This is a genomic window from Pseudomonas frigoris (assembly GCF_047758635.1).
Classification (GTDB): domain Bacteria; phylum Pseudomonadota; class Gammaproteobacteria; order Pseudomonadales; family Pseudomonadaceae; genus Aquipseudomonas; species Aquipseudomonas frigoris.
This window is the reverse complement of sequence record NZ_CP180479.1, coordinates 3,551,599-3,573,493: the sequence shown is the minus strand read 5'-3', so window position 1 is coordinate 3,573,493 and position 21,895 is coordinate 3,551,599. Positions and strand designations below refer to the sequence as shown.

The following is a 21,895-nucleotide window of genomic DNA, read 5'->3' as shown; positions in this document are numbered from 1 at the left end:
GACGCCATGTCAGCCATCATCATTGTTGAATGACAGACCGCTATCGCGAGCAAGCTCGCTCCCACATTTTGTTCCGGGTTTACAGCCAATAACTCACCGCATACCACCCCAGCACACCCATCACCACGGTGTACGGCAACGCCATCCACACCATCCGTCCGTACGACAGGCGAATCAGCGGTGCAATCGCCGAGGTCAGCAGGAACAGAAACGCAGCCTGACCATTGGGCGTCGCCACGCTCGGCAGGTTGGTGCCGGTGTTGATCGCAATCGCCAGCGTCTCGAAATGCTCACGGCTCATGTGGCCGGAGATGAAGGCCTGTTTGACTTCGGTGATGTAAATGGTCGCGACGAACACGTTATCGCTGATGGCCGACAGCAAGCCGTTGGCAATAAACAGCATGCCCGGCTGTTGATCCGCTGGCAGCGCCAGCACCCACTGGATCAAAGGCGTGAACAGTTGCTGATCGTGAATCACCGCCACCACCGCGAAAAACACCACCAGCAGCGCTGTGAACGGCATGGCGTCCTTGAACGCGTTGCCGATACGGTGCTCGTCGGTGATGCCAGTGAATGCGGTGATCAGCACGATCACCATCAAACCGATCAGGCCGACCTCAGCAACATGGAACGCCAACCCCGCAATCAGAATCAGCGCTGCCAATCCCTGCACGATGAGCGCTGCACGTTGGCGCGAGGTGCGTTCGGCATTGTCTTCGGCGGCGTAATTGGCCAGAACCGCACGCACGTTGTCCGGCAACAGCGTGCCGTAACCGAACCAGCGAAGTTTCTCCAGCAGGACGCAGGTCACCAGGCCGGCCACCAGGACCGGCAATGAAACCGGGGCGACTTTCAGAAAGAACTCAGAGAAGTGCCAGCCCATCTCGTGGCCGATCAGCAGGTTCTGCGGCTCACCGACCAATGTGCAAACACCGCCCAGTGCGGTACCCACGGCACCGTGCATCAGCAGGCTGCGCAGAAAGGCGCGGAATTGTTCGAGGTCGGCGTGATGGAGTGTGGGCAGGTGCTGGTCATCGCCAAACGCGCTGTCCTGACGCGGATCATTGCCGGAGGCGACGCGGTGATACACCGAGTAAAAGCCGACGGCTGCACTGATGATCACGGCGGTCACGGTCAAGGCATCAAGAAACGCCGACAGAAACGCCGACAGGAAGCAGAACATCAACGCCAGCAGCGCCTTGGAGCGAATCCCGAGCAGCAGCCGTGAGAACAGAAACAGCAGCAGGTCTTTCATGAAGTAGATGCCGGCCACCATGAACATCAGCAGCAGGATCACCGGAAAGTTGTGCACCAGCTCGTCGTAGAGTGCCTGGGGCGTGGTCATCTTCAGCAACAGTGCTTCGATCAACAACAGGCCGCCGGGCATTAACGGATAACACTTGAGCGCCATGGCCAGGGTGAAGATGAACTCCAACACCAGCAGCCAGCCGGCCACCACCGGGCCTACGGTCCACAGCGCCAATGCGTTGAGAATCAGGAAACCGACAATGCTTGCCTTGTACCAGCGGGGTGAATGCCCGAGAAAATTGTGCGCGAACGCCTGAGCCATTGAACCGGGCATCGGCTACTCCTTGTATTAAGAAGCGCGCAACTTGCCGTAAGCGGAACGGAAGATCAAGTGTAGGAAAACTGTGCAGGCCTACCCCAGGTAGCGTGCGACGATCGATCGATAGTTGCCGTCCAGTGAATAGCCTCCGACGACGATGTTTCCATCGGCCTGCATGACCACTGAAGTCGCGGTATCCAGGCTGCGGCTCAGGCGGGTGCGAACCCAGCCGGCGCCATTGCCGAAGCTGCGATCGAGTTGCCCGTCGGGTAGATGTCGCGCCAGAATGAAATCCGCCTCGACGCCGCCGATCGTGGCTCCGACCGTCACCACGCAGCCGTCCGGCAGTGCCTTTGCGTCGGTCCACTGGCAGCCACTGTGACCGATTTCCAGCAGTTGGGCCTGGCCTCCATTGCAATGAATGTCCGGGCGGCCGTTGCTGTGTACTTTCAGTGCCAGGCAATGCATCGGGTCGCGGCTGCTGCCAAAGCACTGCACATCGCCATTTTCCTGTTGGACGATCCGGCTGACCTGAGCGCTATACCCACGTGCCTTGAAGGTCATGAAACCATCCACGGCGAAACAATCGTCGAGCCTGCCGTCGGTTTGATAGCGGGCCAACAGACCTTCTTCAGGGAAGTTGATCGACCCGCCCACTAGGATCCGGCCGTCTCGTTGCACCATCAGGCTGCTGAGCCAGGTGTTCATCAACAAGTGCCTGACAATCACGAAGCCACGACCGTTGAAGGTATCGTCCAGCGAGCCGTCGGTGTTGAGGCGTATCAGCATGCCGACATGATCGGACAGTTCGAAGTGATGATTGGCCTGCAGCAGGATTCGACCATCCTCCTGCACGCAGATATCACAACCTTCTGCGCCCGATACGCCAGGGGGGAGCCAGGTGTCACGCACGCCTTGGGAAAGGCCGCCCGGCAGACGCACGACGCAGCGGCCATTGTCGCCAAACCATTGAGCCGGCCGGCCATACTGATCAAACAGGGCGAGGGCGGGCAGTGTCCGGTGAGCATTTTCGTAGTGCAGGCCGGCTACCAGAATGTGCCCGTCGGGCAGTACGTTGACTTTGCCGGCCATGGCCTCGAAGCCGTGTTCAAATTGCCCGATGACGCTGCCTTGATTGCCGAACGCCAGATCCGCCGAGCCGTCCTCAAGCAAGCGTGCCACGCCGAAGCGGCTACCGCCTGGCGTTCCGACCTTCGCCGCCACCAGCAACCTGCCACGAGAGTCAATCGCGACCCCATTGGCCATGCTTGAGAGGCTGCCAGCGAAATACACCTGGGTTTTGCCAGACGAGGCAAAGGTTGTATCAAGTTTGCCGGCGTTGTTCAGGGTTGCCGGTAATGCAAATGCGGTCTGGATTGACATGCACGCAGCTCCTTGCGAGTCGTCCTGAACCGGGAGTTTGGGTGGCGACTGTATAAGGAAACATTCAATCCCTGAACGCCTGGATGCACAACTGTCATAACTAACAGGCGGAGGGTCGCTGTGTGCCAGAACAGTGTCTTTTCGACCCACTGACAAGCCTGCCAAGTAGTTGGGTGCGTGCAAGTTCGAAGAATAATCGGGGAGGGTGCGGGTTACCGTTTAGTAACCCGCAAAACGCTTAGTGTGGCATCGACCACGATTGGAGTTTGTAACCCTCCTCGCTCAATTCCGCACGTGCCGCTTCAAGCAGGCATTCAAGTTGCGCAGGATCGGTATAGGCACTGCTTGGGATCTGCTTGCGGCCGATGCTGCGGGTGTTGGTGCGATCGATAACGGTCAGGCTGAGTTCGCCATTGCCGTCTTGTGGGGCCCAGGCCACGCATTGGAACGGTTGGAATGCGCGGTCGGCAATCAAAAGAGCTTCGTTGATGCGGAGCGGGGCGTTCATGGGTTTTTCTCTCTGTATGCCCAATCAAGTGATGTGCCGTCGGTTGGGCTTACCGTTCGGCTGGTTACTTGTACTGATGCCCGCAACCGGGGGGTGGGTCACATACAATTAAAAGAAATATCAACTTTCTTTCATTGGCTCAAGGTTTGGACAGGGTTTGAAAGCTGAATGAAAGGCAGGACTCGTTAGGTAACTAACTAAGTCGCTTCTTATAACTAATAACGCAACTGCTCTATAGTCAAACGGTACAAGGTCACGTCAAATTATTGCTAACGTTACAGCCAGGTCCGCCAAACGACTGTTTTTAATAATATTTCATAAATTTGGCGCCAAGGAACAGTCATGATCGAAGCGCCTGCCTTACGACGTCTGTTAGTAGTGGACCCTTGCGACGACTGTCATCGTCTGCTGCCGGTTTTGCGCTCTGTGGGTTGGGACGTTGACAGCTGCACCCTGGAAAACGTTGCCGACAAAACCTGCGATGTCGGCCTGTTGCGTTTGCAGCCTTTTCACCTCGAACGCCCGGAAGCCGTCAAAGAGCTGATCAGCCGTAGCGGTACCGAGTGGATCGCCGTACTCAACCAGGAAGTCCTGCGATTGCAGAATGTCGGGGACTTTGTCTGCGAATGGTTTTTCGATTTCCATACCTTGCCATTCGATGTGTCCCGGGTTCAGGTGACGCTGGGCCGAGCGTTCGGGATGGCACGCCTGCGTGGGCAGGGCGCGGTTCACATTGATCAGCCTGAACACGAACTGCTTGGCGACAGCAAACCCATTCGCGAACTGCGCAAGTTGCTGAGCAAGCTGGCGCCCACCGAGTCTCCGGTATTGATCCGCGGTGAAAGCGGTACCGGTAAAGAACTGGTCGCCCGCACGCTCCATCGACAATCCCAGCGTCACAGCAAACCCTTTGTTGCGATCAATTGCGGCGCAATTCCCGAACACTTGATCCAGTCCGAACTGTTTGGCCACGAGAAGGGGGCCTTTACTGGCGCCCATCAACGCAAGGTCGGGCGGATCGAAGCGGCTAATGGCGGCACGCTGTTTCTCGACGAAATCGGTGATCTGCCCCTGGAGCTGCAGGCGAACCTGTTGCGTTTCCTCCAGGAAAAGCACATCGAGCGGGTGGGCGGCAGTCAGCCGATTCCCGTGGATGTGCGGGTGTTGGCCGCGACCCATGTCGATCTTGAGGCCGCGATCGAGAAGAAACGCTTTCGCGAAGATCTGTACTATCGCCTGAACGTGTTGCAGGTCGCGACCGCACCCCTGCGTGAGCGCAATGGCGATCTGTCGATGCTGGCGAACCACTTTTCCCATTTCTACAGCCATGAAACCGGCCGCCGTCCGCGCAGCTTCAGTGAAGATGCCTTGATTGCCATGGGCAAGCATGACTGGCCGGGCAATGTGCGCGAGCTGGCCAATCGGGTACGTCGCGGGTTGGTACTGGCCGAAGGCCGGCAGATCGAAGCGCGAGACCTGGGGCTGATCAGCCAGCAGGCCATTGCCGCGCCGATGGGCACGCTGGAGAACTACAAGCACCGGGCAGAGCGCCAGGCCTTGTGTGATGTACTTAACCGCCACAGCGATAATTTGAGCATCGCCGCCAAGGTGCTGGGGATATCCAGGCCTACCTTCTACCGTTTGTTGCACAAGCATCAGATACGTTAGACGCAAGATCTAAAAATCAAAAGATCGCAGCCTCCGGCAGCTCCTACATTGGAATGGGTTCACCCTGTAGGAGCTGCCGGAGGCTGCGATCTTTTGATCTACAACAAAAAAAGCCCCGCTGGGATTGAAGTCGCAGCGGGGCTTTGTTGTTGTGGATTAGAAGTAGTACGGGAATTTCAGGCTGAAGGAAAAGTCTGGCGAGTCGTCGGTCAGTCCGATGGACAGGTTGGGAACGATGGTCAGGTTATTGGTTGCTGCCAGGGTCATGCCGATATTGAAGTTGGCCGAGTTGTAATCGCTGTTGGTAATCGATTGCCAATCGCCACCGTCCGGCTTGATCTTGCTCTTGCGGGCGAACTGATCGGTGAACGAGAACGACATACTCATCTTCTCGTTCAAGGCGAATGCAATGCCTGCGCCGACCTGCCAGGAATCGCCCAGTTTCACGTCCCCGCGTACCTTGGAGTTGACCTGAGGGCTGATGTCGCTGAAAGAGTCTTGCATGTTGTAGGTGTAGGCCAGGCTGCCGAACAGCACGGCCGGGTCGAAGGTCTTGACCAGCGAGATACCCGGGGTAATGGACCAGACGCCATTGCCGGTAGGCAAGTCTTCGGGTACCGAGAGGTTATCGTTGCCCGGGTCCTTGACCAGCTTGATGCCGTATGGATCCTTACCGGTCGGCGCCTTGACGCGCAGTGTAGCGACCGCGTCGGGCAGGCTGGCCGACTCATCCAGAAACTTGTAAGCAACGCCAAAGTTCACATCACCGATGGTCGGGTCGCGGGTAACGGTTGCGTCCGACGTCACCGGGCCTGCGCCACCTGCGCCACCGGAGGAATACGTTGACTCGCGATAAACCACGGGGACGTTAATGTCGAACTGCCAACGTTGTGCCACGTTGTAGCGGCCGGTCAGGTCCAGTGTCCAGTTATCCGCCTTGATACGGTCGATATCAATGTTGCCGAGAAAAATCGAGTCCAGTGCCAGAAAGCCATTGAGCGTCAGCGCACGGGTATCGTAGTGCGTGTAGGTGATGCCGGTTTCGAGGCTGAACTTGCCGCCACCGAAGAAGCCGCTGGCTTCGTCATACAGGTTGGAAACGCTTTGCGCAGGCTCCGAATCATCCTTGAGCGATTGGCCGTATGAACTGCCTGTGGTTCCCGGCGCACCGGCGGCCACCGTCTGGGCACCCTTGGTCGTTTCGGCAGGGGATTTGGTCAGGCGTTTGGGAGCCGGTGTCGCAGGTGTTTCTTCGACTTGGCGAACGCGTTGCTCGAGTACCATCAGCGCGTTCTGTTGTGCTTCGTAACGCTGTTTCAACTCCATTAGTTCTTGTTTTAGTATTTCGACCTGGGGGTCCGGTGCTGCGTGTAGCAGTGCCGCCGGGGCCAGGCTACTCAAACAAACGATAGCTCTGAACGTTAACGATCGGTGCATAGGTTAGCCGTCCCTTCTGACTTCATCTGATGAGACTGAGCGTAGATCAGAATCCTTGAGTGCGAAGACCTTTGAGCTGGTCCAGGTTGCCATTCAGCGACCCGCCTGTCGCCACGTTGTCACTCAGCACGACATTGAGGGACGTGAAGTTGCGGACCTGGTTACCACCGCCGAGCAAAGTCGTGTTCTGCATCAGCCCACCCTGTGCCAGGCGTTGTTCGGTACTGCCCTGGTTGTTGTTGGCCACGATGTTGAGTTGCACACCCGTACCGGTCGAGGAAATGCTCAGCGAGCCCGCGCCATTGGCGCCGACCAACGTCGAGCCTGCGGCCAGTGCCTGGCCCTGCTGTTGCGTTGCTGGTGCTTGGTTAGCTTTTGTGACGTTGATATCAACGTTGTTGTAGGCAGTGTTATGGTCGCCGGCAGCGCGCACGACCTGAGTGACGCCTTCGGTGCTGTTGAGGCCGCTGCCGCCAATGACAGTGCCGGTGCCTTGCGAACTCGCTGAACCGTTACCTTTTTCGTCGATCATCAATACATAGAACTGTGGCTTGATGGTCGATTGTTGAATTTGCATCGAGGAAGTTGCCCCGATCACTTCACCGTTGGCATTTTGCCAAGTACTGGTCATGACAATGCCAAAACTGACGATCCGTCCCGGCATGACATAGCGGCCTCGCAGGGTCGCCAATTCCTGATCATTCAGTTCAATGGGTTTGAACGTCTGTGCCTGGGTCGGCAGGCTGGCGGCCAGGCAAACCACGGCCAGCCAGATTGGAGTCTTCATTGGAATGCTCCCGGAGCGTCGTGCTCCCTTGTTATTAGAAGAAGTCGCTTTGGATGAATCCGAAATCCATCAACTCTGCGTCTTGCACCGGGCTGAAGGTGTTGATGCGGTTTTTGGCGGTCAGTGGCAGTGGGGGGGCGAGCAACGCATTGGCTTTGTCGTAGCCCTGGCCGATGACGGCAAAGATGATGCCGTTCCAGCCTTTTACAAAGTCTTCGACTTTGTAACGTTTATGACCGAGTACCGGATCTCCGATATATACCCAGCCCTGATGGACTCTTTGCATGACCACAAAATGTTTGTAGCCACGGATATCCATGAGTACCACGACCGGAATTCTGATCTCGCTCAACGTTTCCGGCGCTACCCGGTAGCCACGGGCCCGCATGCCGATACTTTCCACGTAGCGCTTCATGTCGAGCATGGAAAAGCCCTGGACGCGGACAAGATCCTGATCGGAGTGTGACAGCATGCCTTCGATGATTTGTTCTTCGTTCACGTCCAGCCAATAGGCCTGGCGCAAGACGGTAGCCAGCGCAGCGGCGCCGCAACTGAAGTCGGTTTTCTGTTGCACCAGGTCGGCAAACTTGCGCTCACGCACGCTTTGGATCGGCTTGAACACCACCGCGCCGCCCGGCAGGACGGAAAGCGGCAGTTGTGCAGCCTCGATCACACTGGCCACGCAAAGCAAAAATGCCAAGGCGATAATGCGCATAGTGGGACGCCTTCTGGTTGTGTTGAAAAAGGCCCCCATAAGGGGGCCTCCAGAGACAGCAATTAGAACGACTGGTTGGAAATGGCCAGCGAGTTGCTTTGTTGGTTACCCACACCGGCAGCCACGTTGACGCCCAGGTTGCCACTGCCGCCATTCACCGAACCGCTCAGGGTTGCAGTGTTGGTCACAGGGTTGGCCCAGCCAGTTGGAGTCAGCACTTGATAGGAATAGGTGTTGCTCAAATCAAATGAACTGCTCTCACTGAAGCTTCCCGCTTTTGCGAACTCGGATTCGGACGATTTACTGCCCGATTTTTCGAACGAGGAGGCGTTCGATTTCTCGAACGACTTATCGAACGATTTTGCGAACGAGGAATCGCTCGATCTGTCGTACGAGGAATCGCGAGATCTGTCGTACGAGGAGTCGCGAGATCTGTCGAAGGAGGAATCGCGCGATGTGTCGAACGATTTGTTTACCGCTACGTTAAGCGTTGCGTCAAGCGATGCGGTAAGCGATGCGTCGGAACTGCTGCTGCGGGTGCGATCGCCATTGCCATTATTGACGGTAGTGGAATGGGAAGCCGCAGTAGCAGCGTCCAAAGTAGCGCTCAAGGAAGCATCCAAGGATGCACTCGAAGAACCGCTTGCACTACTGCTGTTGGAACCGCTCGCAGAACTGCTGTTAGAACCGCTCGCAGAACTGCTGTTGGAACCGCTCGCATTGCTGCTCTTCGAACCGCTTATATCAACGCTAAGGGAACCGCTGGAATTAGAGCTCTCGGCACCGGCCGCGGCCCAGCTCGAAGAAGCGCTTTCACTGCCGCTAACCTCGAATGACTTATCTTTAGAGAAACTACCGCTGGCCGTGTTGGTAACGGTAATCGTATCCACGCGGTAGGTCCGATCAGCGGTGTTATTCACTGTCAGGCCAGGACCGCTTTGATTGGCAGAGGCGCTGGCTGTTGCGTTACCCAGCGGGGCATTGGAGTTGGCAATTGCCATGGTGTTTTTCTGCTGGTTGAGGTCGCCGCCAGCAATGTTGATACCCATGTTGCCGCTACTGCCATTGCCCGAACCGCTCATCACGGCAGAGTTTGTGACGCCGTAGTTGTTGACCTTGTTATTGTTGCTGAATTGCGAGACTCGAGCGGTGGCTTCGGAAGTGCCGAACACGAAGCTGTTATCGAGACTGGAGGTGGAGCCAGCGTTTGCGATGGCGGCCGCGTTGTCTTGTTGGTTGCCGGCGCCTGCTGCCACGTTGACGCCGACGTTGCCGCTCGCGCCTGAGGCAGAGCTGCTCATCTCGGCTGAGTTCCGAGTCCCTTCGTTGTGGATGCGGTTGCCGGTACTGGTCTGCCTATCGTTCGCATTGGCGGTCGCGTCGGTATGGATCCATGTTGGAGGAGGGGTGTGGTGACCGTTGTTATGGTGATCACGTCGATCGTTCTGTCCAGCTTGAGCAGCAACAGCCAAGACCGCAGCGATTGCAAAAACCAGAGGTTTTATTGCCATCGAAGGTTTCATGGTGATTCTCCGTACTTATTTTAGGTTAAGTGTTGTACCTACCTGTTTGGGTCAATCCGTGACCCGTACGCTCAGGGTATTGGCCGTTCGGTTTCCCACCCCGGCGCTCTGATTCAACTGGATCACCCCACGGCTACCGGTGAAGGCCTGATCGCTGGTAGCGACCTGGCGATAGCCTGGTGCAGAGTCAGTTGGATCGGAGTTAGTGATCAGCGTCACGTTCTGTTGCCTGAGGACGCTGTCGTCGATGCTTTGCGGCTGTGTACTGATGCTTATCCGCAGGGCATTGGCTTGCTGGTTGCTGGCGCCCGCGCTCTGGTTGACGCCCAGTACGCCGTTGCCGTGGCTGAAGGAGTCGCCTTGAATGCTGGATCGAGCATCGATCCTGGGGTCGACCACCGTACGCAGCCGTTGGCGAATCTGTGTGGTCGCGCTGGCCCCATGGCCCACGGCGATGGCCCGGGCGTTAGCCTGTTGCTGTAGATCGCCGGCAGCCTGGTTGACCGCGAGGTTGCCCTGGTACTGCGTGCCCGAGCCGTCGATTTCGGCGTTGTTGATGACGGGAGATTGGGCAAAGGTCGATGCACTGCAAAACATGGCGATAATCAGCAGCGTACGATTCATCTTAACGGTCTCCCGTTATGACTTTCAGAGCACCCAGGCCTTGCTGGACGCTTGAATTGACCATGTTTGCAATACCGTTGCCCGAATTTCCCGAACGTCCGGCGGGGAGGTTGGAAAGCTGGGTCTGGTTGCTGATATTGCCGCCCAGGTTGTTGGTGTTTTGAGTGATCAGGCGGGAGATGCCTGCACCACTGGCGACACCGGCAAAGTCGCCGTCGCTCAACTCGTTCGTTTGACTGATGATTTGTTTGGACGGATTGGCATTGGCGGTCGTGGGGCTAGGGTCGGGCATCAACGGCGCACGCGTTGCCATGCGTGGTTGGACATCACGTTTGATAATGATGATGCCGTTGTCAGCCTGTACAGGCAGGCAGACACTTGAGCCCAGTGCACATCCGATCAGCAAGAGGCTATAAATGCTTTTATCAAATTTCCCCACAGCGGCAATTCCTTCTGTAAGTGAAACGCTGGCCCTTATCAGCGTTACGAGGAAGAGAGCAGAAGGTGTGCCGGTTCTTGTTTTTCTTTTAAAACCAGTTGGTTGGCTTTAATTGTCGAGGTGGTCAAAAAAATTTTGTAACGCCACTGAGACAAGAGCCACGCAAAAACGCCGTCCATGCTGGCGGCATTGCTCGCCAAGGGCGCTGAAGGCAGGTTGTATCAGTGGCTTAACATTTTCTTGCTGGAGTGCTCGGGCCGCTTCAGCTCGCAGGTTTGCGCAGGGGGGGGTGTTTCAGGAATGGACATTTGCGGCAGGGCTGGGTACCCCTGTCAGGCCTTGAGCAAGCGCGTCACAGCCTCGAATGCCGCGTCCTTGCGCTGTTTCCAATCACCTTGCAGCACCTGGTAAGGCTGGCGGTGCAGGTCAAGCCATTGGCGGCTGGCCTGGAAAAACGCCTGGCGTGCTGCCAGCTGCGGTTGGCAACGCTGCCCGTCGTCATGCCAGGCCACTGTTTCGGGGCTCAGCAGCAAATGCAGGTCGTAGTGCCGTGCCAGCAATGCTTGCTCGATCCACGTCGGGCAAGCGCCAAACAAGGTCTGGCTCCAGAGGATGTTGCTCAGCAAGTGAGTGTCGAGAATCAGCAAATGCGGCTGTCGGGCGCGTGCCTCGTCCTCCCATTTCAGCTGTCCTCGGGCGATTTTCGGAATGTCGGCCAGGCAGGTGTCTCGTGGGTTTTGTTCGATGAACCAGCGTACATATTCGTCTACCAGGACCCCGCCGAAATGCTGTTGTAACTCGGCTGCGAGCCAACTCTTGCCGCTGGACTCGGGGCCTGCGAGTACCAGAACTTTCATGTACGCAACGCCGGATCGGCCCGCCATTCCCTCCAGCCTTGCACGGCAATCAGGGCGAACAGCGCGTAGAGCCCGGCGGTCAGGTACAGGTCTTTGTAGATAAACAGCCCGACGAAGATCACATCCAGGGTGAACCACAGCGGCCAGCATTGAGCGCGTTTTTGCGCCATCCATAACTGCGCCACCAGGCTGAAGCCAGTCAGTGCCGCATCGAGCCAGGGTTGTGCGGCATCGGTCCAGTTCGCCATTGCAGCGCCCAGCAACAGACTGCCGACCGCTCCAATGACCAGACTGATAGCGACCGATTTAGCGTCGAGTAGGCTGACCTGCCGACCATGGCGCGCGTCCCCCACATGCGTCCACTGCCACCAGCCATAGAGCTGCAATGCGGCGTAGATCACCTGCAGGAGCATGTCCGAGTAGAGCTTCACCTCAAAAAAGATCCAGCTATAAAGCAGCACCATGACCAGACCGATCGGCCAGCACCAGGGGTTCTGTTTGACCGTCAACCAGACGGCAATGACACCGAGGGCAGCGGCAAACAGTTCAAGGCCGGACATGGAGGTTCCTTGGGGAAATCGAAGAGGGTGCGGATTGTAACGGGAAGGAGCGAAGTTTGAAGATCAAAAGATCGCAGCCTGCGGCAGCTCCTACGGGTGTACGCCAATCCCGCAAGGAGCTGCCGCAGGCTGCGATCTTTTCGGGTTACACCCGGAACTGCTTGAGCAGCCCGTTCAATTGCTCACTCAATTCCTTCAGGTGAACGCTGGCCACGCTCGACTGTTCGGCCGCCAGCGCCGTGCTGTGGGACAAACCGGCCGCCTGGGTGACGTTCTGGTTGATGTCCTCGACCACATGCGCCTGTTGCAAGGTCGCGCTGGCGATGGAGGCGTTCAACCCGTTGAGGTTGCGCAGCGCCTGGGCAATGGCATTCAGGCTTGCACCGGCCAGGCCGGCCTGCTCGATGGTCAACTGCGAAGCACGGCTGCTGTCGCCGATCACTTTGACCGCCGCTTCGGAGTGGCTTTGCAGGCGTTCGATCATCGACTGGATCTCGGCCGTGGACTTCTGGGTACGCTGGGCCAGCAGTCGCACTTCATCGGCCACCACCGCAAAACCGCGACCTTGCTCGCCGGCCCGGGCGGCTTCGATGGCCGCGTTGAGGGCCAGCAGGTTGGTTTGCTCGGCGATGGAGCGGATCACTTCGAGAACGCTGCCGATCTGCGTGCTTTCGGCGGCCAGGGTACGAATCACTTCCACCGCCTGATCGATGGTGGACGACAGCTTGTCGATTTGTTGCAGGCTGCCATCGATGTTGACCTGACCTTGCTGCGCCTGAGACTCGGCATCGCGCATTTCGCTGGCGGCGTGCTCGGCGTTTTTCGCGACATCGTGTACGCCATACGTCACTTCATTGATGGCCGTGGCCACCAGTTCCATTTGCTGGGACTGTTGCTGACTGCGTTGCTGGGCCTGGGCGGCGTCGTTGCCCAGTTCGCTGGAAGACTGGCCCAGGGCACTGGCGGACACTTGCAGTTCTCTGATCACCAATCGCAGCTTGGCGGTGAAGGCGTTGAAGTGGCGTGCCAGTTGCGTGACTTCATCCTGGCCGTGGGTGTCGAGACTGCGGGTCAGATCGCTCTCGCCGCTGGCGATGTTGGCCATGGCATTCACGGTTTCCTGCAGTGGACGCACGATGCTGCGGGCAATCAGGATGACCAGCAGCGCCATGATCAGGGCAATCACCAGCCCCACGAACGAAGCCTTCCAGACCTGGCCATAGAACTCGGCCTGCATGTCATCGATATACACGCCCGAACCGATCACCCAGCCCCAAGGCTCGAACAGTTTGACGTAGGAGGTTTTTTCTACCGGTGCACTGGCGCCCGGTTTCGGCCAGCGATAGTCGACGGTGCCGGCACCCTTGGTCTTGGCGACGGCGACCATTTCGTTAAACAGGGCAAAACCGTCGGGGTCGCGGATCGCCGAGAGGTTCTGGCCATCAAGCTTCGGGTTGGCCGGGTGCATGATCATCACCGGCGTCAGGTCATTGATCCAGAAGTAGTCGTTCTGGTCATAGCGCAAACCGCGAACGGCGCTCAGTGCCTGCTTTTGCGCGGCGTCGCGGGTGAGCGTGCCGGCAGTTTCGAGGTCGTGGTAATAGGTCAGAATGCCACTGGCGGTTTGCACCACATGCTGGGTTTTCTGGGCCTTGGCGTGGTACAGGTCATCGTGAATCTGCTTGAGCATCAAGACGCCCAACGTCATTAGCATCAGGACGGCCACGATCAAGATGAGCCACAAACGCCGGCTGATCGACATACTGCGCAAGCTGTTCATAACGCTGTCACTCCGGTTTCTTTTTCTTGTAATAAATGATCGCCAGCATCCAACCACACTTTTCCGATCGGTCATATCCGACCCAAGTCCAATAACGCGGCAGCGTTAATCGGACTTGTCTGATAGGATTTCGGCCCCGCACGGAAAAACCTGAATCCAAGTTGATTTTTCACGGAATTTTTATGGTTCCGTCTGGATCCTGTGCGCACGGGACTTCAGCTAGGCTGATCGCAGTAAACGTTCTGAAAAAATATTAACGGGGCATGCCGTGGCGCATCGCTTCTTGGGGGATTGATGGATCTTTGGACTGCCTTTTCGGCATTGATTCTTGGGGTTGTAGAAGGGCTGACGGAGTTTTTGCCGATTTCCAGCACCGGTCACCAAATCATTGTCGCGGACTTGCTCAACTTCGGTGGCGAGCGGGCCATCGCTTTCAACATTATTATTCAGCTGGGGGCAATTCTGGCAGTGGTGTGGGAGTTCCGCCGCAAGATCATCGATGTGGTGACCGGTTTGCCAACGCAGCCCGGCGCTCGCCGCTTTACCGCAAACTTGCTGATTGCCTTCATGCCGGCCGTGGTACTGGGGGTGATTTTTTCCGATTTGATCCACGAGTACCTGTTTAACCCGATCACCGTCGCGACGGCGTTGGTTGTGGGCGGGATCGTCATGTTGTGGGCCGAAAAGCGTCAGCATGAAGTGCATGCCGAAACCGTTGATGAAATCACATGGAAAGACGCCCTGAAAGTCGGCTTCGCCCAGTGCCTGGCGATGATTCCCGGGACTTCGCGTTCCGGCTCGACGATCATTGGTGGCTTGTTGTTCGGGCTGTCGCGCAAGACCGCTACCGAGTTCTCGTTCTTTCTGGCGATGCCGACCATGGTCGCTGCGGCCGTTTACTCGGGCTACAAATACCGCCACCTGTTCGTCCCGTCGGATTTTCCGGTGTTCGCAATCGGCTTCGTTACCGCGTTCATCTTTGCAATGATTGCCGTCAAGGGCTTGCTCAAGTTCATCGCCAGCCACAGCTACGCAGCGTTTGCCTGGTATCGCATCGCGTTCGGCCTGGTCATCCTGGCCACCTGGCAGTTTGGCTGGGTTGACTGGGCCGCGGTCAAGCCATGAGTGACGCCAGCGCGCGCAACAACCCCGGACGCAAGCCCGCAGGAGAGATTCGCAATCTTCAGCTGAAACTGTTGGTGTTTGCGGTCCTGTGCGCGCTGCCGCTGTACGGCTCGATGTCGTTGTGGCTGCGCGGGGTTTCGGTGATTCCCCTGGCGGCGTACGGGGTCGTCAGCCTGCTGGCGTTCTTGCTGTACTGGAGCGACAAACGCAAGGCGCGCGCCGACCACTGGCGCACACCGGAGAACGTGTTGCATGCGGTGGAACTCGCCGGGGGCTGGCCGGGCGCCTTACTGGCGCAGCAGTTGTTTCGGCACAAGACGCGCAAGCTCTCGTTTCAGCTGGTGTTCTGGATCATCGTGCTGATGCATCAGGTGTTCTGGATCGACCAGTTGTTTCTCGGCGCCCATCTTTTCGCGCTGCCCTAAAGCAGCAGTCCAACCTGGGTGCGCTTGGGCAACTTGCTCACCACCAATTGATGGGAGCGCTGCAACAAGCCTTGCAGCTCTTCAGGGCCCAACGGGTAGGGCGTTTCCATGATGATCCACTGAGCCCGCGCCAGATAAGGCGCCGGGCGGATTCCCGGGCGGTCGCAATGACCGAGAAACAAATCCTTGTCGACCTTGAAGGCCAGGGATTCGCCCCGCAGATTCTGCAAGGCGAACATCTTGTTCCCCGCAATCGAAAACACCCGCACGCCGCCCCACTTGTAGTCTTCCCGCGCACCCGGCAGCGCGAGACAGAATTGTGCGACATCCTCTTCGCTCATACGTCCAGCCTTCATATCAGTCGGTCCCCACAGTCATTGAATGACTCGATCAAATGGTCGAGCCAGGCACGTACGGCCGGCATCACCCCGCGTCGATGAGGGTAGACCGCTTGCAGCCAGCCGCCAGGCAGCGACCAATCGGGCAGCAACTGCACCAGGGCGCCGTTTTCCAGTTCCTGCTCGCAATACATCATCGGCAGCATGGTAAAACCCTGGCCGGCGAGGGTGCAGGCCTTGCGCACGATAAAGTCATCGATGCCCAATCGCGCTTCGAGGGTGAGATCGCAGCTTTTGCCCTGTTGGTCGAGCATGCGGATATGCACCAGGCGGTCGGCTTCCAGGGCGCCGAGCACTGGCAGGTTTTTCAGGTCTTCGGGGTGGTTGATTTCACGTCCCTGCAAAAACCCGGGGCTGGCGACCATTGCCATCTGCGCCTGGCGCAAACGTCGGGTGACCAGCAGTGGATCCTCATCGCCCAACTCACGCACCCGCAGCGCCACATCGACGCCCTCGGTCACCAGGTCGACGCGGCGGTTGAGCAACATGACCTCCAGTTGAACCTGAGGAAACTTCTCAAGGAAATCGCTGATCACTGTCGGCAGAATTTCGTGGGCCAACCCGACGGGGCAGGACACCCGCAATCGCCCGCGAGGTTCACTGGACATGCTGGCGACGGCTTCGTCGGCCATTTCGGCTTCCAGCAGCATTGCCTGACAGTGCCGCAAGTAACGTTCACCCACGGCGGTCAGCTTCAGTTGTCGGGTCGTGCGTTGCAGCAGGCGCGCGCCAAGACGCTCTTCCAGCTCGGCGATGCGCCGGGACAAACGCGACTTGGGAATTCCGAGCAAACGCCCGGCCGCCGCGAAGCCACCGGCTTCAACCACCTTGGCGAAGTAGTAGAGATCATTGAGGTCTTGCATGGTATGAGCTCGATTGTTCTATCAGTAGGACGAACTATCGCATTGTTGCAGTCTAATCAGCTATTGGTTTCGCCTGTAGGATTCTCCCCATCAGATCGCCTCGTAGCGATCCTCACCTGGAGATCCCACATGAAACTGCTGCATATCGATTCGAGCATTCTTGGTGACAACTCGGCTTCCCGTCAGCTGAGCAGCGAAGTCGTTAAAGCCTGGCAAACCGCCGAGCCGACTGCCGTGGTGACCTATCGCGACCTGGCCGCCGATGCCATCAGCCATTTCTCCGCCACAACCCTGGTTGCCGCCGGTACCACCGCTGAACTGCGTAACGCCGCGCAGCAGCACGAAGCCGAACTGAGCGCCACTACCCTGGCCGAATTCCTCGCCGCCGATGCCGTGGTGATTGCAGCTCCGATGTACAACTTCACCATCCCGACCCAACTCAAGGCCTGGATCGACCGCATCGCCGTTGCCGGTCAGACCTTCCGTTACACCGAAGCCGGCCCTGAAGGCCTGTGCGGTGGCAAGAAAGTCGTGATCGTCTCGACTTCCGGCGGTCTGCATGCGGGTCAGGCGACTGGTGTTGCTCACGAAGAGTACTTGAAGGTGCTGTTCGGTTTCATCGGTATCACTGACCTCGAGTTCGTCCGTGCCCATGGCCTTGCCTACGGTGACGAAGTTCGTACCAAAGCCATGAGCGACGCTCACACACAAATCAGCGAGCAGTTGTTCGCCGCAGCGTAAGGCCTGTGTAAAGAAAATCAAACAGCTCGGGCAATACCCAAAAAACTCTGTATTCTGATCACGCAAGTGCCAGATACGGAGTTTTTTGTTTCTGGCTATTTCATCTCCTGGCCCGAGTTATGCAGTCGAGGGTTACCGTCTCCGGTCAAGTAACAAGGTGGGCATCCCATGGTGCGTCTTTGTGCAACGTTACTGATTTGCCTGCTCAGCAGCCTGAACTCAGTGCACGCCGCGCCTGCGCCGCATCCTCACTGGAGCGTCGGCTTCCATGAGATGAGCTTTCTCGACCCTCTGGACTTGCAGCCGATGCGCGCCATCGCCTTCTATCCCTCCAGCGACAAGGAGCACTCCAGCATCATCGAGGGCTACACGGTCGAAGCGGGCGAAGACACCCGAGTCGCCATCGGTCATTTCCCGATGCTAATGCTGTCCCACGGCAACACCGGAACCCCGCTGGCCCTAAACGACCTCGCCACGTCGCTGGCACGCAAAGGGTTTGTGGTGGTGGCGGTGATCCATCCCGGTGACAACTCCAAAGACCACAGCCGCCTCGGTACGTTGAGTAACCTTTACGGTCGGCCCATCCAGATTTCCGAAGCCATTACCGCGACGCTGGGCGATCGTATGCTCGCGCCCTTCGTCAATGCCGATCAGGTGGGTGTGATCGGTTATTCGGCGGGCGGGGAGACGGCGCTGATTCTGTCCGGCGCGACGCCCGACCTGGACCGTCTGCGCCGCTATTGTCAGGAACGCCCGGACGACCGCGATGCCTGCAACACCCAAGGCGAATTGATTGCTGACCGCGATGACTTGCAACCGGTGGCTGACCCGCGGGTTCGTGCCTTGCTGCTCATGGCGCCGCTGAGCCTGAAGTTTGGTCGCCATACCCTGGCCGACGTGCATGTGCCGGTGCTTCTGTACAGCGGCGACGGCGACAAACTGGTGGCGTTCGACAAGAATGCCGCCGCCCTGGCGCGCAAACTGCCGATTGCACCGGACTTCAAGTTGCTGGCCGGGGCAGGGCACTTTGTGTTCCTGGCGCCTTGCAACGATGAGCAGATCCTCGCCATGCCGGCGCTGTGCACCGATGCCGATGGCGTCGATCGCAAAGACATCCATCGCACCATGGTGTCCGAAGCCGGGCGTTTCTTCTCTCATGCGCTTGGCAAACCGACCCGGGCCGGGATGCAGACGGCGGATCAATAATGTGGGAGCGGGCTTGCTCGCGAAAGCGGTGTAGCAGTCAGCATTAATGTCAACTGACCCACCGCCTTCGCGAGCAAGTCGGATCGCCGCACCGCCGCTCCCACAGTGGATTGCAGCGTCAGGCCATTGCGCGGCGTTTCAGTAACAGGGTCAAACCGAGGCCGGTCACCGACAGCAACGCCGCGCTGAAGAAAATCCACGTGTACCCCAGGTTCAACGCCACCGCGCCCATCAACGGCCCGGCAATCGCCAGCGCCAGATCGAAAAACACCGCGTAAGCACTCAATCCCGCCCCGCGACTGGAATTGGGCACTTGCTTGATCGCTTCGACCCCCAGCGCCGGATACACCAACGACAGACCGAATCCGGTCAGGCCTGCGCCGATCAGTGCATAGCCGGTCGAAGGCGCAAGCCACAGTAACGCCAGGCCCACCGTTTCAATGCTCATACAGGCAATGGCCGAGGTGAACCCACCGAAACGGCTGATGCTGGAGATGAACAACAGTCGCGCCAGAATGAAACACGCGCCGAATACCGTCAGGCAATAAGCCGCACCGGCCCAGCCACGGCTGACGTAATACAGGGTAATAAAAGTGGTCAGCGTGCCGTAACCGATGGAGGCAAGGCTCAGGCTCGCGCCGAACGGCGCAATGCGCCCGAACACCGCCCAAAACGGCAGGCGTTCGCCGCGAATCACCGGCACCGAGGGTTTGTTTCGGATCAGCAACAACGCCGCCAGCGCCAGCGCCAGCACCGACAGCGCGATCCCAAGACTGGCGAACCCCAGCTCGCCGACCATCACCACACCCAGCGGCGCACCAATGGCGATGGCGCCGTAGGAGGCGATGCCGTTCCAGGAGATCGAGCGCGCGGTATGTTCAGCGCCCACCTGACCCATGCACCAACTGATGGTGCCGACTCCGATCAAGCCCTGGGCAATCCCCAGCAACAAGCGGCCGGCGATCAGGATTAGCAGGCTCAGCAACGGAAAACTTTGCAGCAGCGTTGAAATCAACGTCAGCACGCCGCTCAACACAATCCCTGATAACCCGTAAACAATCGCCCGCTTGGTGCCGATGCTGTCCGACAGGCGCCCGGCCATCGGGCGGCTGAGCAGGGTGGCCAGGTACTGCGAGCCGATGGTCAGCCCGGCGATGATCGCGCTGAAACCCAGCTGTTCGTGGACGTAGCCCGGCAATACCGCAATCGGCAGACCGATGCAGAGGAAGGCAATAAAGGTATAGAAGACGATAGAGACGATCTGCAGGGTGATCGCCATGGAGCTTTGTGGTGGCAGTTGCTGCACAGACATGAGGGCTCGTTCGCGGGCGGCGGTAGGAGAACTGCATCATGGCGCGGGCTGCAAATAAAAGGAAGCAGGCTAACGAAAATCAAAAGATCACAGCCTTCGGCAGATCCTACAGGGGGGGGCGCATTCCAAAGGAGCTGCCGAAGGCTGTGATCTTTTGATCTTCAGACAATAAAAAGCCCCGTCACCAGGACAGGGCTTTTCATTTATAGCGAACGCTTAGAACACAACGCCCTGGCTACGCAGGTAGTCGTCATAGGTGCCGCTGAAGTCGATCACGCCACTAGGGCTCAACTCGATAATGCGGGTGGCCAGGGACGATACGAACTCACGGTCGTGGCTGACAAAGATCAGCGTGCCCGGGTAGTTCTCCAGCGCCAGGTTCAGCGCCTCGATGGATTCCATGTCCAAGTGGTTGGTCGGTTCGTCCATGATCAGCACGTTCGGCTTTTGCAGGATCAGCTTGCCGAACAGCATGCGACCTTGCTCACCACCGGAGATGACCTTGACCGACTTGAGGATCTCGTCGTTGGAGAACAGCATCCGGCCGAGGGTGCCGCGAACGATTTGCTCACCGCCCTGGGTCCATTGACCCATCCAGTCGAACAGGTTGCAGTCGTCTTCGAAATCGTGCGCGTGGTCCTGGGCGTAGTAGCCCAGTTCCGCGGCGTCGGTCCACTTCACGGTGCCGGCATCCGGGGTCAGTTCGTTGACCAGGGTGCGCAGCAGGGTGGTTTTACCGATACCGTTCGGGCCGATGATCGCCACGCGCTCTCCAGCTTCAACCTGGAAGCTGAAGTCCTTGAACAGTGTCTTGCCGTCAAAGCCTTTGGCCATGCGCTCGACGATGACCGCCTGACGGTGCAGCTTCTTGGTTTGTTCGAAACGGATGAACGGGCTCACGCGGCTCGAAGGCTTGACTTCGGCCAGTTGGATCTTGTCGATCGCCTTCGCGCGGGAAGTGGCCTGCTTGGCTTTCGAGGCGTTGGCCGAGAAGCGGCTGACGAACGATTGCAGCTCGGAAATCTGCGCTTTCTTCTTGGCGTTGTCCGACAGCAGTTGCTCGCGGGACTGGGTCGCCACGGTCATGTACTCGTCGTAGTTGCCCGGGAACAGGCGCAGCTCGCCGTAGTCCAGGTCAGCCATGTGGGTGCACACGCTGTTCAGGAAGTGACGGTCGTGAGAGATGATGATCATCAGGCTGGAACGCTGGGTCAGAATGTTTTCCAGCCAGCGGATGGTGTTGATGTCCAGGTGGTTGGTCGGTTCGTCGAGCAACAGCACTTCAGGATCGGAGAACAGCGCCTGAGCCAGCAATACGCGCAGTTTCCAGCCTGGGGACACTTCGCTCATCGGGCCGAAGTGCTGCTCGATGCCGATACCCAGGCCCAGCAACAGTTCGCCGGCACGGGATTCGGCGGTGTAGCCGTCCATTTCGGCGAACTCGGTTTCCAGTTCCGCAACGGCCATGCCGTCTTCTTCGGTCATTTCCGGCAGCGAGTAGATACGATCGCGCTCGGCCTTGACCTTCCACAGCTCTTCGTGACCCATGATCACGGTATCGATCACGGTGAATTCTTCGTAAGCGAACTGGTCCTGGCGCAATTTACCCAGACGCACGTTCGGCTCGAGCATGACCTGGCCGCCGGACGGCTCGAGGTCGTCGCCGAGGATTTTCATGAAAGTCGACTTGCCGCAACCGTTGGCGCCGATCAGGCCGTAGCGGTTGCCCGCGGTGAATTTGACCGAAACGTTTTCGAATAGCGGCTTGGCGCCGAACTGCATCGTGATGTTAGCTGTAGAGATCAAAGGTTTTTCCTGCGAAGCATTCAGAGTAGCTAGGGTTGCGGCAGTACCGATTCAGTACCCGTTTCCGGTTTTCGAACCACAGGAAATGCATCCCGGTCAGAAGCGGAAGGTCCATCTGGCAATAAGTGGACAGCAGCATATGGAGCGCTTGGCCCGAGTCGAAGTGCGCTG

General features: G+C 58.2%; 21 protein-coding genes. 5 read left to right on the top strand and 16 right to left on the bottom strand.

The genetic code is table 11. The features are described 5' to 3' along the window. Nucleotides 1–79 precede the first annotated feature (79 nt). The 3 genes from nhaB to ACMXYH_RS16320 all read right to left on the bottom strand — a co-directional run bounded on the left by nhaB (nucleotide 80) and on the right by ACMXYH_RS16320 (nucleotide 3,458). Complete coding sequence (gene nhaB / locus ACMXYH_RS16330; protein WP_415764133.1) at nucleotides 80–1,582, bottom strand: sodium/proton antiporter NhaB; 1,503 nt, start codon at nucleotides 1,580–1,582, stop codon at nucleotides 80–82. 78 nt (nucleotides 1,583–1,660) lie between these two features. After that, nucleotides 1,661–2,950 carry a hypothetical protein gene (locus tag ACMXYH_RS16325; protein WP_415764132.1) on the bottom strand — a complete coding sequence of 430 codons (1,290 nt, stop codon included), beginning with the start codon at nucleotides 2,948–2,950 and terminating at the stop codon, nucleotides 1,661–1,663. A gap of 238 nt (nucleotides 2,951–3,188) precedes the next feature. Continuing rightward, complete coding sequence (locus ACMXYH_RS16320; protein ID WP_008149930.1) at nucleotides 3,189–3,458, bottom strand: hypothetical protein; 270 nt, start codon at nucleotides 3,456–3,458, stop codon at nucleotides 3,189–3,191. 342 nt (nucleotides 3,459–3,800) lie between these two features. On the opposite strand from ACMXYH_RS16320, the gene ACMXYH_RS16315 reads away from it, so the two are divergent. Beyond that, the gene (locus tag ACMXYH_RS16315; RefSeq protein ID WP_415764131.1) at nucleotides 3,801–5,126 is read left to right on the top strand and encodes a sigma-54 dependent transcriptional regulator; all 1,326 of its coding nucleotides are present in this window, start codon (nucleotides 3,801–3,803) and stop codon (nucleotides 5,124–5,126) included. Nucleotides 5,127–5,282: 156 nt separating this feature from the next. On the opposite strand, the gene ACMXYH_RS16310 is transcribed toward ACMXYH_RS16315, so the two are convergent. The 9 genes from ACMXYH_RS16310 to ACMXYH_RS16270 all read right to left on the bottom strand — a co-directional run bounded on the left by ACMXYH_RS16310 (nucleotide 5,283) and on the right by ACMXYH_RS16270 (nucleotide 13,848). Next, nucleotides 5,283–6,563: a hypothetical protein gene (locus ACMXYH_RS16310; RefSeq protein ID WP_415764129.1), complete on the bottom strand. Its 1,281-nt coding sequence runs from the start codon at nucleotides 6,561–6,563 to the stop codon at nucleotides 5,283–5,285. A gap of 46 nt (nucleotides 6,564–6,609) precedes the next feature. Continuing rightward, nucleotides 6,610–7,350, bottom strand: coding sequence for a hypothetical protein (locus tag ACMXYH_RS16305; protein WP_129444363.1), 741 nt, complete (start codon nucleotides 7,348–7,350; stop codon nucleotides 6,610–6,612). A 34-nt stretch (nucleotides 7,351–7,384) separates the two neighbouring features. After that, nucleotides 7,385–8,065: a C39 family peptidase gene (locus ACMXYH_RS16300; RefSeq protein WP_134420022.1), complete on the bottom strand. Its 681-nt coding sequence runs from the start codon at nucleotides 8,063–8,065 to the stop codon at nucleotides 7,385–7,387. Nucleotides 8,066–8,127: 62 nt separating this feature from the next. Then, complete coding sequence (locus ACMXYH_RS16295) at nucleotides 8,128–9,588, bottom strand: heme utilization protein (RefSeq protein WP_415764127.1); 1,461 nt, start codon at nucleotides 9,586–9,588, stop codon at nucleotides 8,128–8,130. A gap of 51 nt (nucleotides 9,589–9,639) precedes the next feature. Continuing rightward, entirely contained in the window at nucleotides 9,640–10,212 is a 573-nt protein-coding gene (locus ACMXYH_RS16290) for an adhesin (protein WP_129444357.1), read from the bottom strand. A gap of 1 nt (nucleotide 10,213) precedes the next feature. After that, nucleotides 10,214–10,651 carry a hypothetical protein gene (locus ACMXYH_RS16285; protein ID WP_134420018.1) on the bottom strand — a complete coding sequence of 146 codons (438 nt, stop codon included), beginning with the start codon at nucleotides 10,649–10,651 and terminating at the stop codon, nucleotides 10,214–10,216. A 332-nt stretch (nucleotides 10,652–10,983) separates the two neighbouring features. Continuing rightward, nucleotides 10,984–11,508 (bottom strand): AAA family ATPase, encoded by a 525-nt coding sequence (locus ACMXYH_RS16280; RefSeq protein ID WP_415764126.1) that lies wholly within the window; start codon nucleotides 11,506–11,508, stop codon nucleotides 10,984–10,986. Continuing rightward, the gene (gene pnuC, locus ACMXYH_RS16275; RefSeq protein WP_415764125.1) at nucleotides 11,505–12,068 is read right to left on the bottom strand and encodes a nicotinamide riboside transporter PnuC; all 564 of its coding nucleotides are present in this window, start codon (nucleotides 12,066–12,068) and stop codon (nucleotides 11,505–11,507) included. Before pnuC ends, ACMXYH_RS16280 begins: the two co-directional genes overlap by 4 nt. Before the next feature lie 145 nt (nucleotides 12,069–12,213). Beyond that, nucleotides 12,214–13,848 carry a methyl-accepting chemotaxis protein gene (locus ACMXYH_RS16270; RefSeq protein WP_415764124.1) on the bottom strand — a complete coding sequence of 545 codons (1,635 nt, stop codon included), beginning with the start codon at nucleotides 13,846–13,848 and terminating at the stop codon, nucleotides 12,214–12,216. A gap of 294 nt (nucleotides 13,849–14,142) precedes the next feature. Between ACMXYH_RS16270 and ACMXYH_RS16265 the strand changes: the two genes are divergently transcribed. Together ACMXYH_RS16265 and ACMXYH_RS16260 are read left to right on the top strand one after the other, a co-directional pair. Further along, a complete protein-coding gene (locus ACMXYH_RS16265) occupies nucleotides 14,143–14,973 on the top strand; it encodes an undecaprenyl-diphosphate phosphatase (protein ID WP_129444345.1) in 831 nt (276 codons plus the stop codon). Beyond that, nucleotides 14,970–15,398: a DUF1294 domain-containing protein gene (locus tag ACMXYH_RS16260; protein WP_415764123.1), complete on the top strand. Its 429-nt coding sequence runs from the start codon at nucleotides 14,970–14,972 to the stop codon at nucleotides 15,396–15,398. The genes ACMXYH_RS16265 and ACMXYH_RS16260 overlap by 4 nt, the downstream gene beginning before the upstream one ends. Here the strand turns inward: ACMXYH_RS16260 and ACMXYH_RS16255 are convergent. Continuing rightward, the gene (locus ACMXYH_RS16255; RefSeq protein WP_008149946.1) at nucleotides 15,395–15,754 is read right to left on the bottom strand and encodes an MmcQ/YjbR family DNA-binding protein; all 360 of its coding nucleotides are present in this window, start codon (nucleotides 15,752–15,754) and stop codon (nucleotides 15,395–15,397) included. The genes ACMXYH_RS16260 and ACMXYH_RS16255 overlap by 4 nt on opposite strands. Further along, a complete protein-coding gene (locus ACMXYH_RS16250) occupies nucleotides 15,751–16,659 on the bottom strand; it encodes a LysR substrate-binding domain-containing protein (RefSeq protein ID WP_415764122.1) in 909 nt (302 codons plus the stop codon). Before ACMXYH_RS16250 ends, ACMXYH_RS16255 begins: the two co-directional genes overlap by 4 nt. Before the next feature lie 129 nt (nucleotides 16,660–16,788). Between ACMXYH_RS16250 and ACMXYH_RS16245 the strand changes: the two genes are divergently transcribed. Continuing rightward, nucleotides 16,789–17,400, top strand: a complete 612-nt coding sequence (locus tag ACMXYH_RS16245; protein WP_056740026.1) for an FMN-dependent NADH-azoreductase — start codon at nucleotides 16,789–16,791, stop codon at nucleotides 17,398–17,400. A gap of 168 nt (nucleotides 17,401–17,568) precedes the next feature. Next, nucleotides 17,569–18,606, top strand: coding sequence for an alpha/beta hydrolase family protein (locus ACMXYH_RS16240; RefSeq protein WP_415764121.1), 1,038 nt, complete (start codon nucleotides 17,569–17,571; stop codon nucleotides 18,604–18,606). Between the two features lie 118 nt (nucleotides 18,607–18,724). Here ACMXYH_RS16240 and ACMXYH_RS16235 read toward each other — a convergent pair whose 3' ends face one another. Then, nucleotides 18,725–19,918: an MFS transporter gene (locus ACMXYH_RS16235; protein WP_415764120.1), complete on the bottom strand. Its 1,194-nt coding sequence runs from the start codon at nucleotides 19,916–19,918 to the stop codon at nucleotides 18,725–18,727. Nucleotides 19,919–20,134: 216 nt separating this feature from the next. Beyond that, the gene (locus ACMXYH_RS16230) at nucleotides 20,135–21,724 is read right to left on the bottom strand and encodes an ABC-F family ATPase (protein ID WP_415764119.1); all 1,590 of its coding nucleotides are present in this window, start codon (nucleotides 21,722–21,724) and stop codon (nucleotides 20,135–20,137) included. Between the last annotated feature and the right edge of the window lie 171 nt (nucleotides 21,725–21,895).

Coding starts and splice junctions, on each gene's coding strand:
- nhaB (WP_415764133.1), bottom strand. CDS start 1,582: ATGCCCGGTTCAATGGCTCAGGCGTTCGCGCACAATTTTCTCGGGCAT.
- ACMXYH_RS16325 (WP_415764132.1), bottom strand. CDS start 2,950: ATGTCAATCCAGACCGCATTTGCATTACCGGCAACCCTGAACAACGCC.
- ACMXYH_RS16320 (WP_008149930.1), bottom strand. CDS start 3,458: ATGAACGCCCCGCTCCGCATCAACGAAGCTCTTTTGATTGCCGACCGC.
- ACMXYH_RS16315 (WP_415764131.1), top strand. CDS start 3,801: ATGATCGAAGCGCCTGCCTTACGACGTCTGTTAGTAGTGGACCCTTGC.
- ACMXYH_RS16310 (WP_415764129.1), bottom strand. CDS start 6,563: ATGCACCGATCGTTAACGTTCAGAGCTATCGTTTGTTTGAGTAGCCTG.
- ACMXYH_RS16305 (WP_129444363.1), bottom strand. CDS start 7,350: ATGAAGACTCCAATCTGGCTGGCCGTGGTTTGCCTGGCCGCCAGCCTG.
- ACMXYH_RS16300 (WP_134420022.1), bottom strand. CDS start 8,065: ATGCGCATTATCGCCTTGGCATTTTTGCTTTGCGTGGCCAGTGTGATC.
- ACMXYH_RS16295 (WP_415764127.1), bottom strand. CDS start 9,588: ATGAAACCTTCGATGGCAATAAAACCTCTGGTTTTTGCAATCGCTGCG.
- ACMXYH_RS16290 (WP_129444357.1), bottom strand. CDS start 10,212: ATGAATCGTACGCTGCTGATTATCGCCATGTTTTGCAGTGCATCGACC.
- ACMXYH_RS16280 (WP_415764126.1), bottom strand. CDS start 11,508: ATGAAAGTTCTGGTACTCGCAGGCCCCGAGTCCAGCGGCAAGAGTTGG.
- pnuC (WP_415764125.1), bottom strand. CDS start 12,068: ATGTCCGGCCTTGAACTGTTTGCCGCTGCCCTCGGTGTCATTGCCGTC.
- ACMXYH_RS16270 (WP_415764124.1), bottom strand. CDS start 13,848: ATGAACAGCTTGCGCAGTATGTCGATCAGCCGGCGTTTGTGGCTCATC.
- ACMXYH_RS16265 (WP_129444345.1), top strand. CDS start 14,143: ATGGATCTTTGGACTGCCTTTTCGGCATTGATTCTTGGGGTTGTAGAA.
- ACMXYH_RS16260 (WP_415764123.1), top strand. CDS start 14,970: ATGAGTGACGCCAGCGCGCGCAACAACCCCGGACGCAAGCCCGCAGGA.
- ACMXYH_RS16255 (WP_008149946.1), bottom strand. CDS start 15,754: ATGAAGGCTGGACGTATGAGCGAAGAGGATGTCGCACAATTCTGTCTC.
- ACMXYH_RS16250 (WP_415764122.1), bottom strand. CDS start 16,659: ATGCAAGACCTCAATGATCTCTACTACTTCGCCAAGGTGGTTGAAGCC.
- ACMXYH_RS16245 (WP_056740026.1), top strand. CDS start 16,789: ATGAAACTGCTGCATATCGATTCGAGCATTCTTGGTGACAACTCGGCT.
- ACMXYH_RS16240 (WP_415764121.1), top strand. CDS start 17,569: ATGGTGCGTCTTTGTGCAACGTTACTGATTTGCCTGCTCAGCAGCCTG.
- ACMXYH_RS16235 (WP_415764120.1), bottom strand. CDS start 19,918: ATGTCTGTGCAGCAACTGCCACCACAAAGCTCCATGGCGATCACCCTG.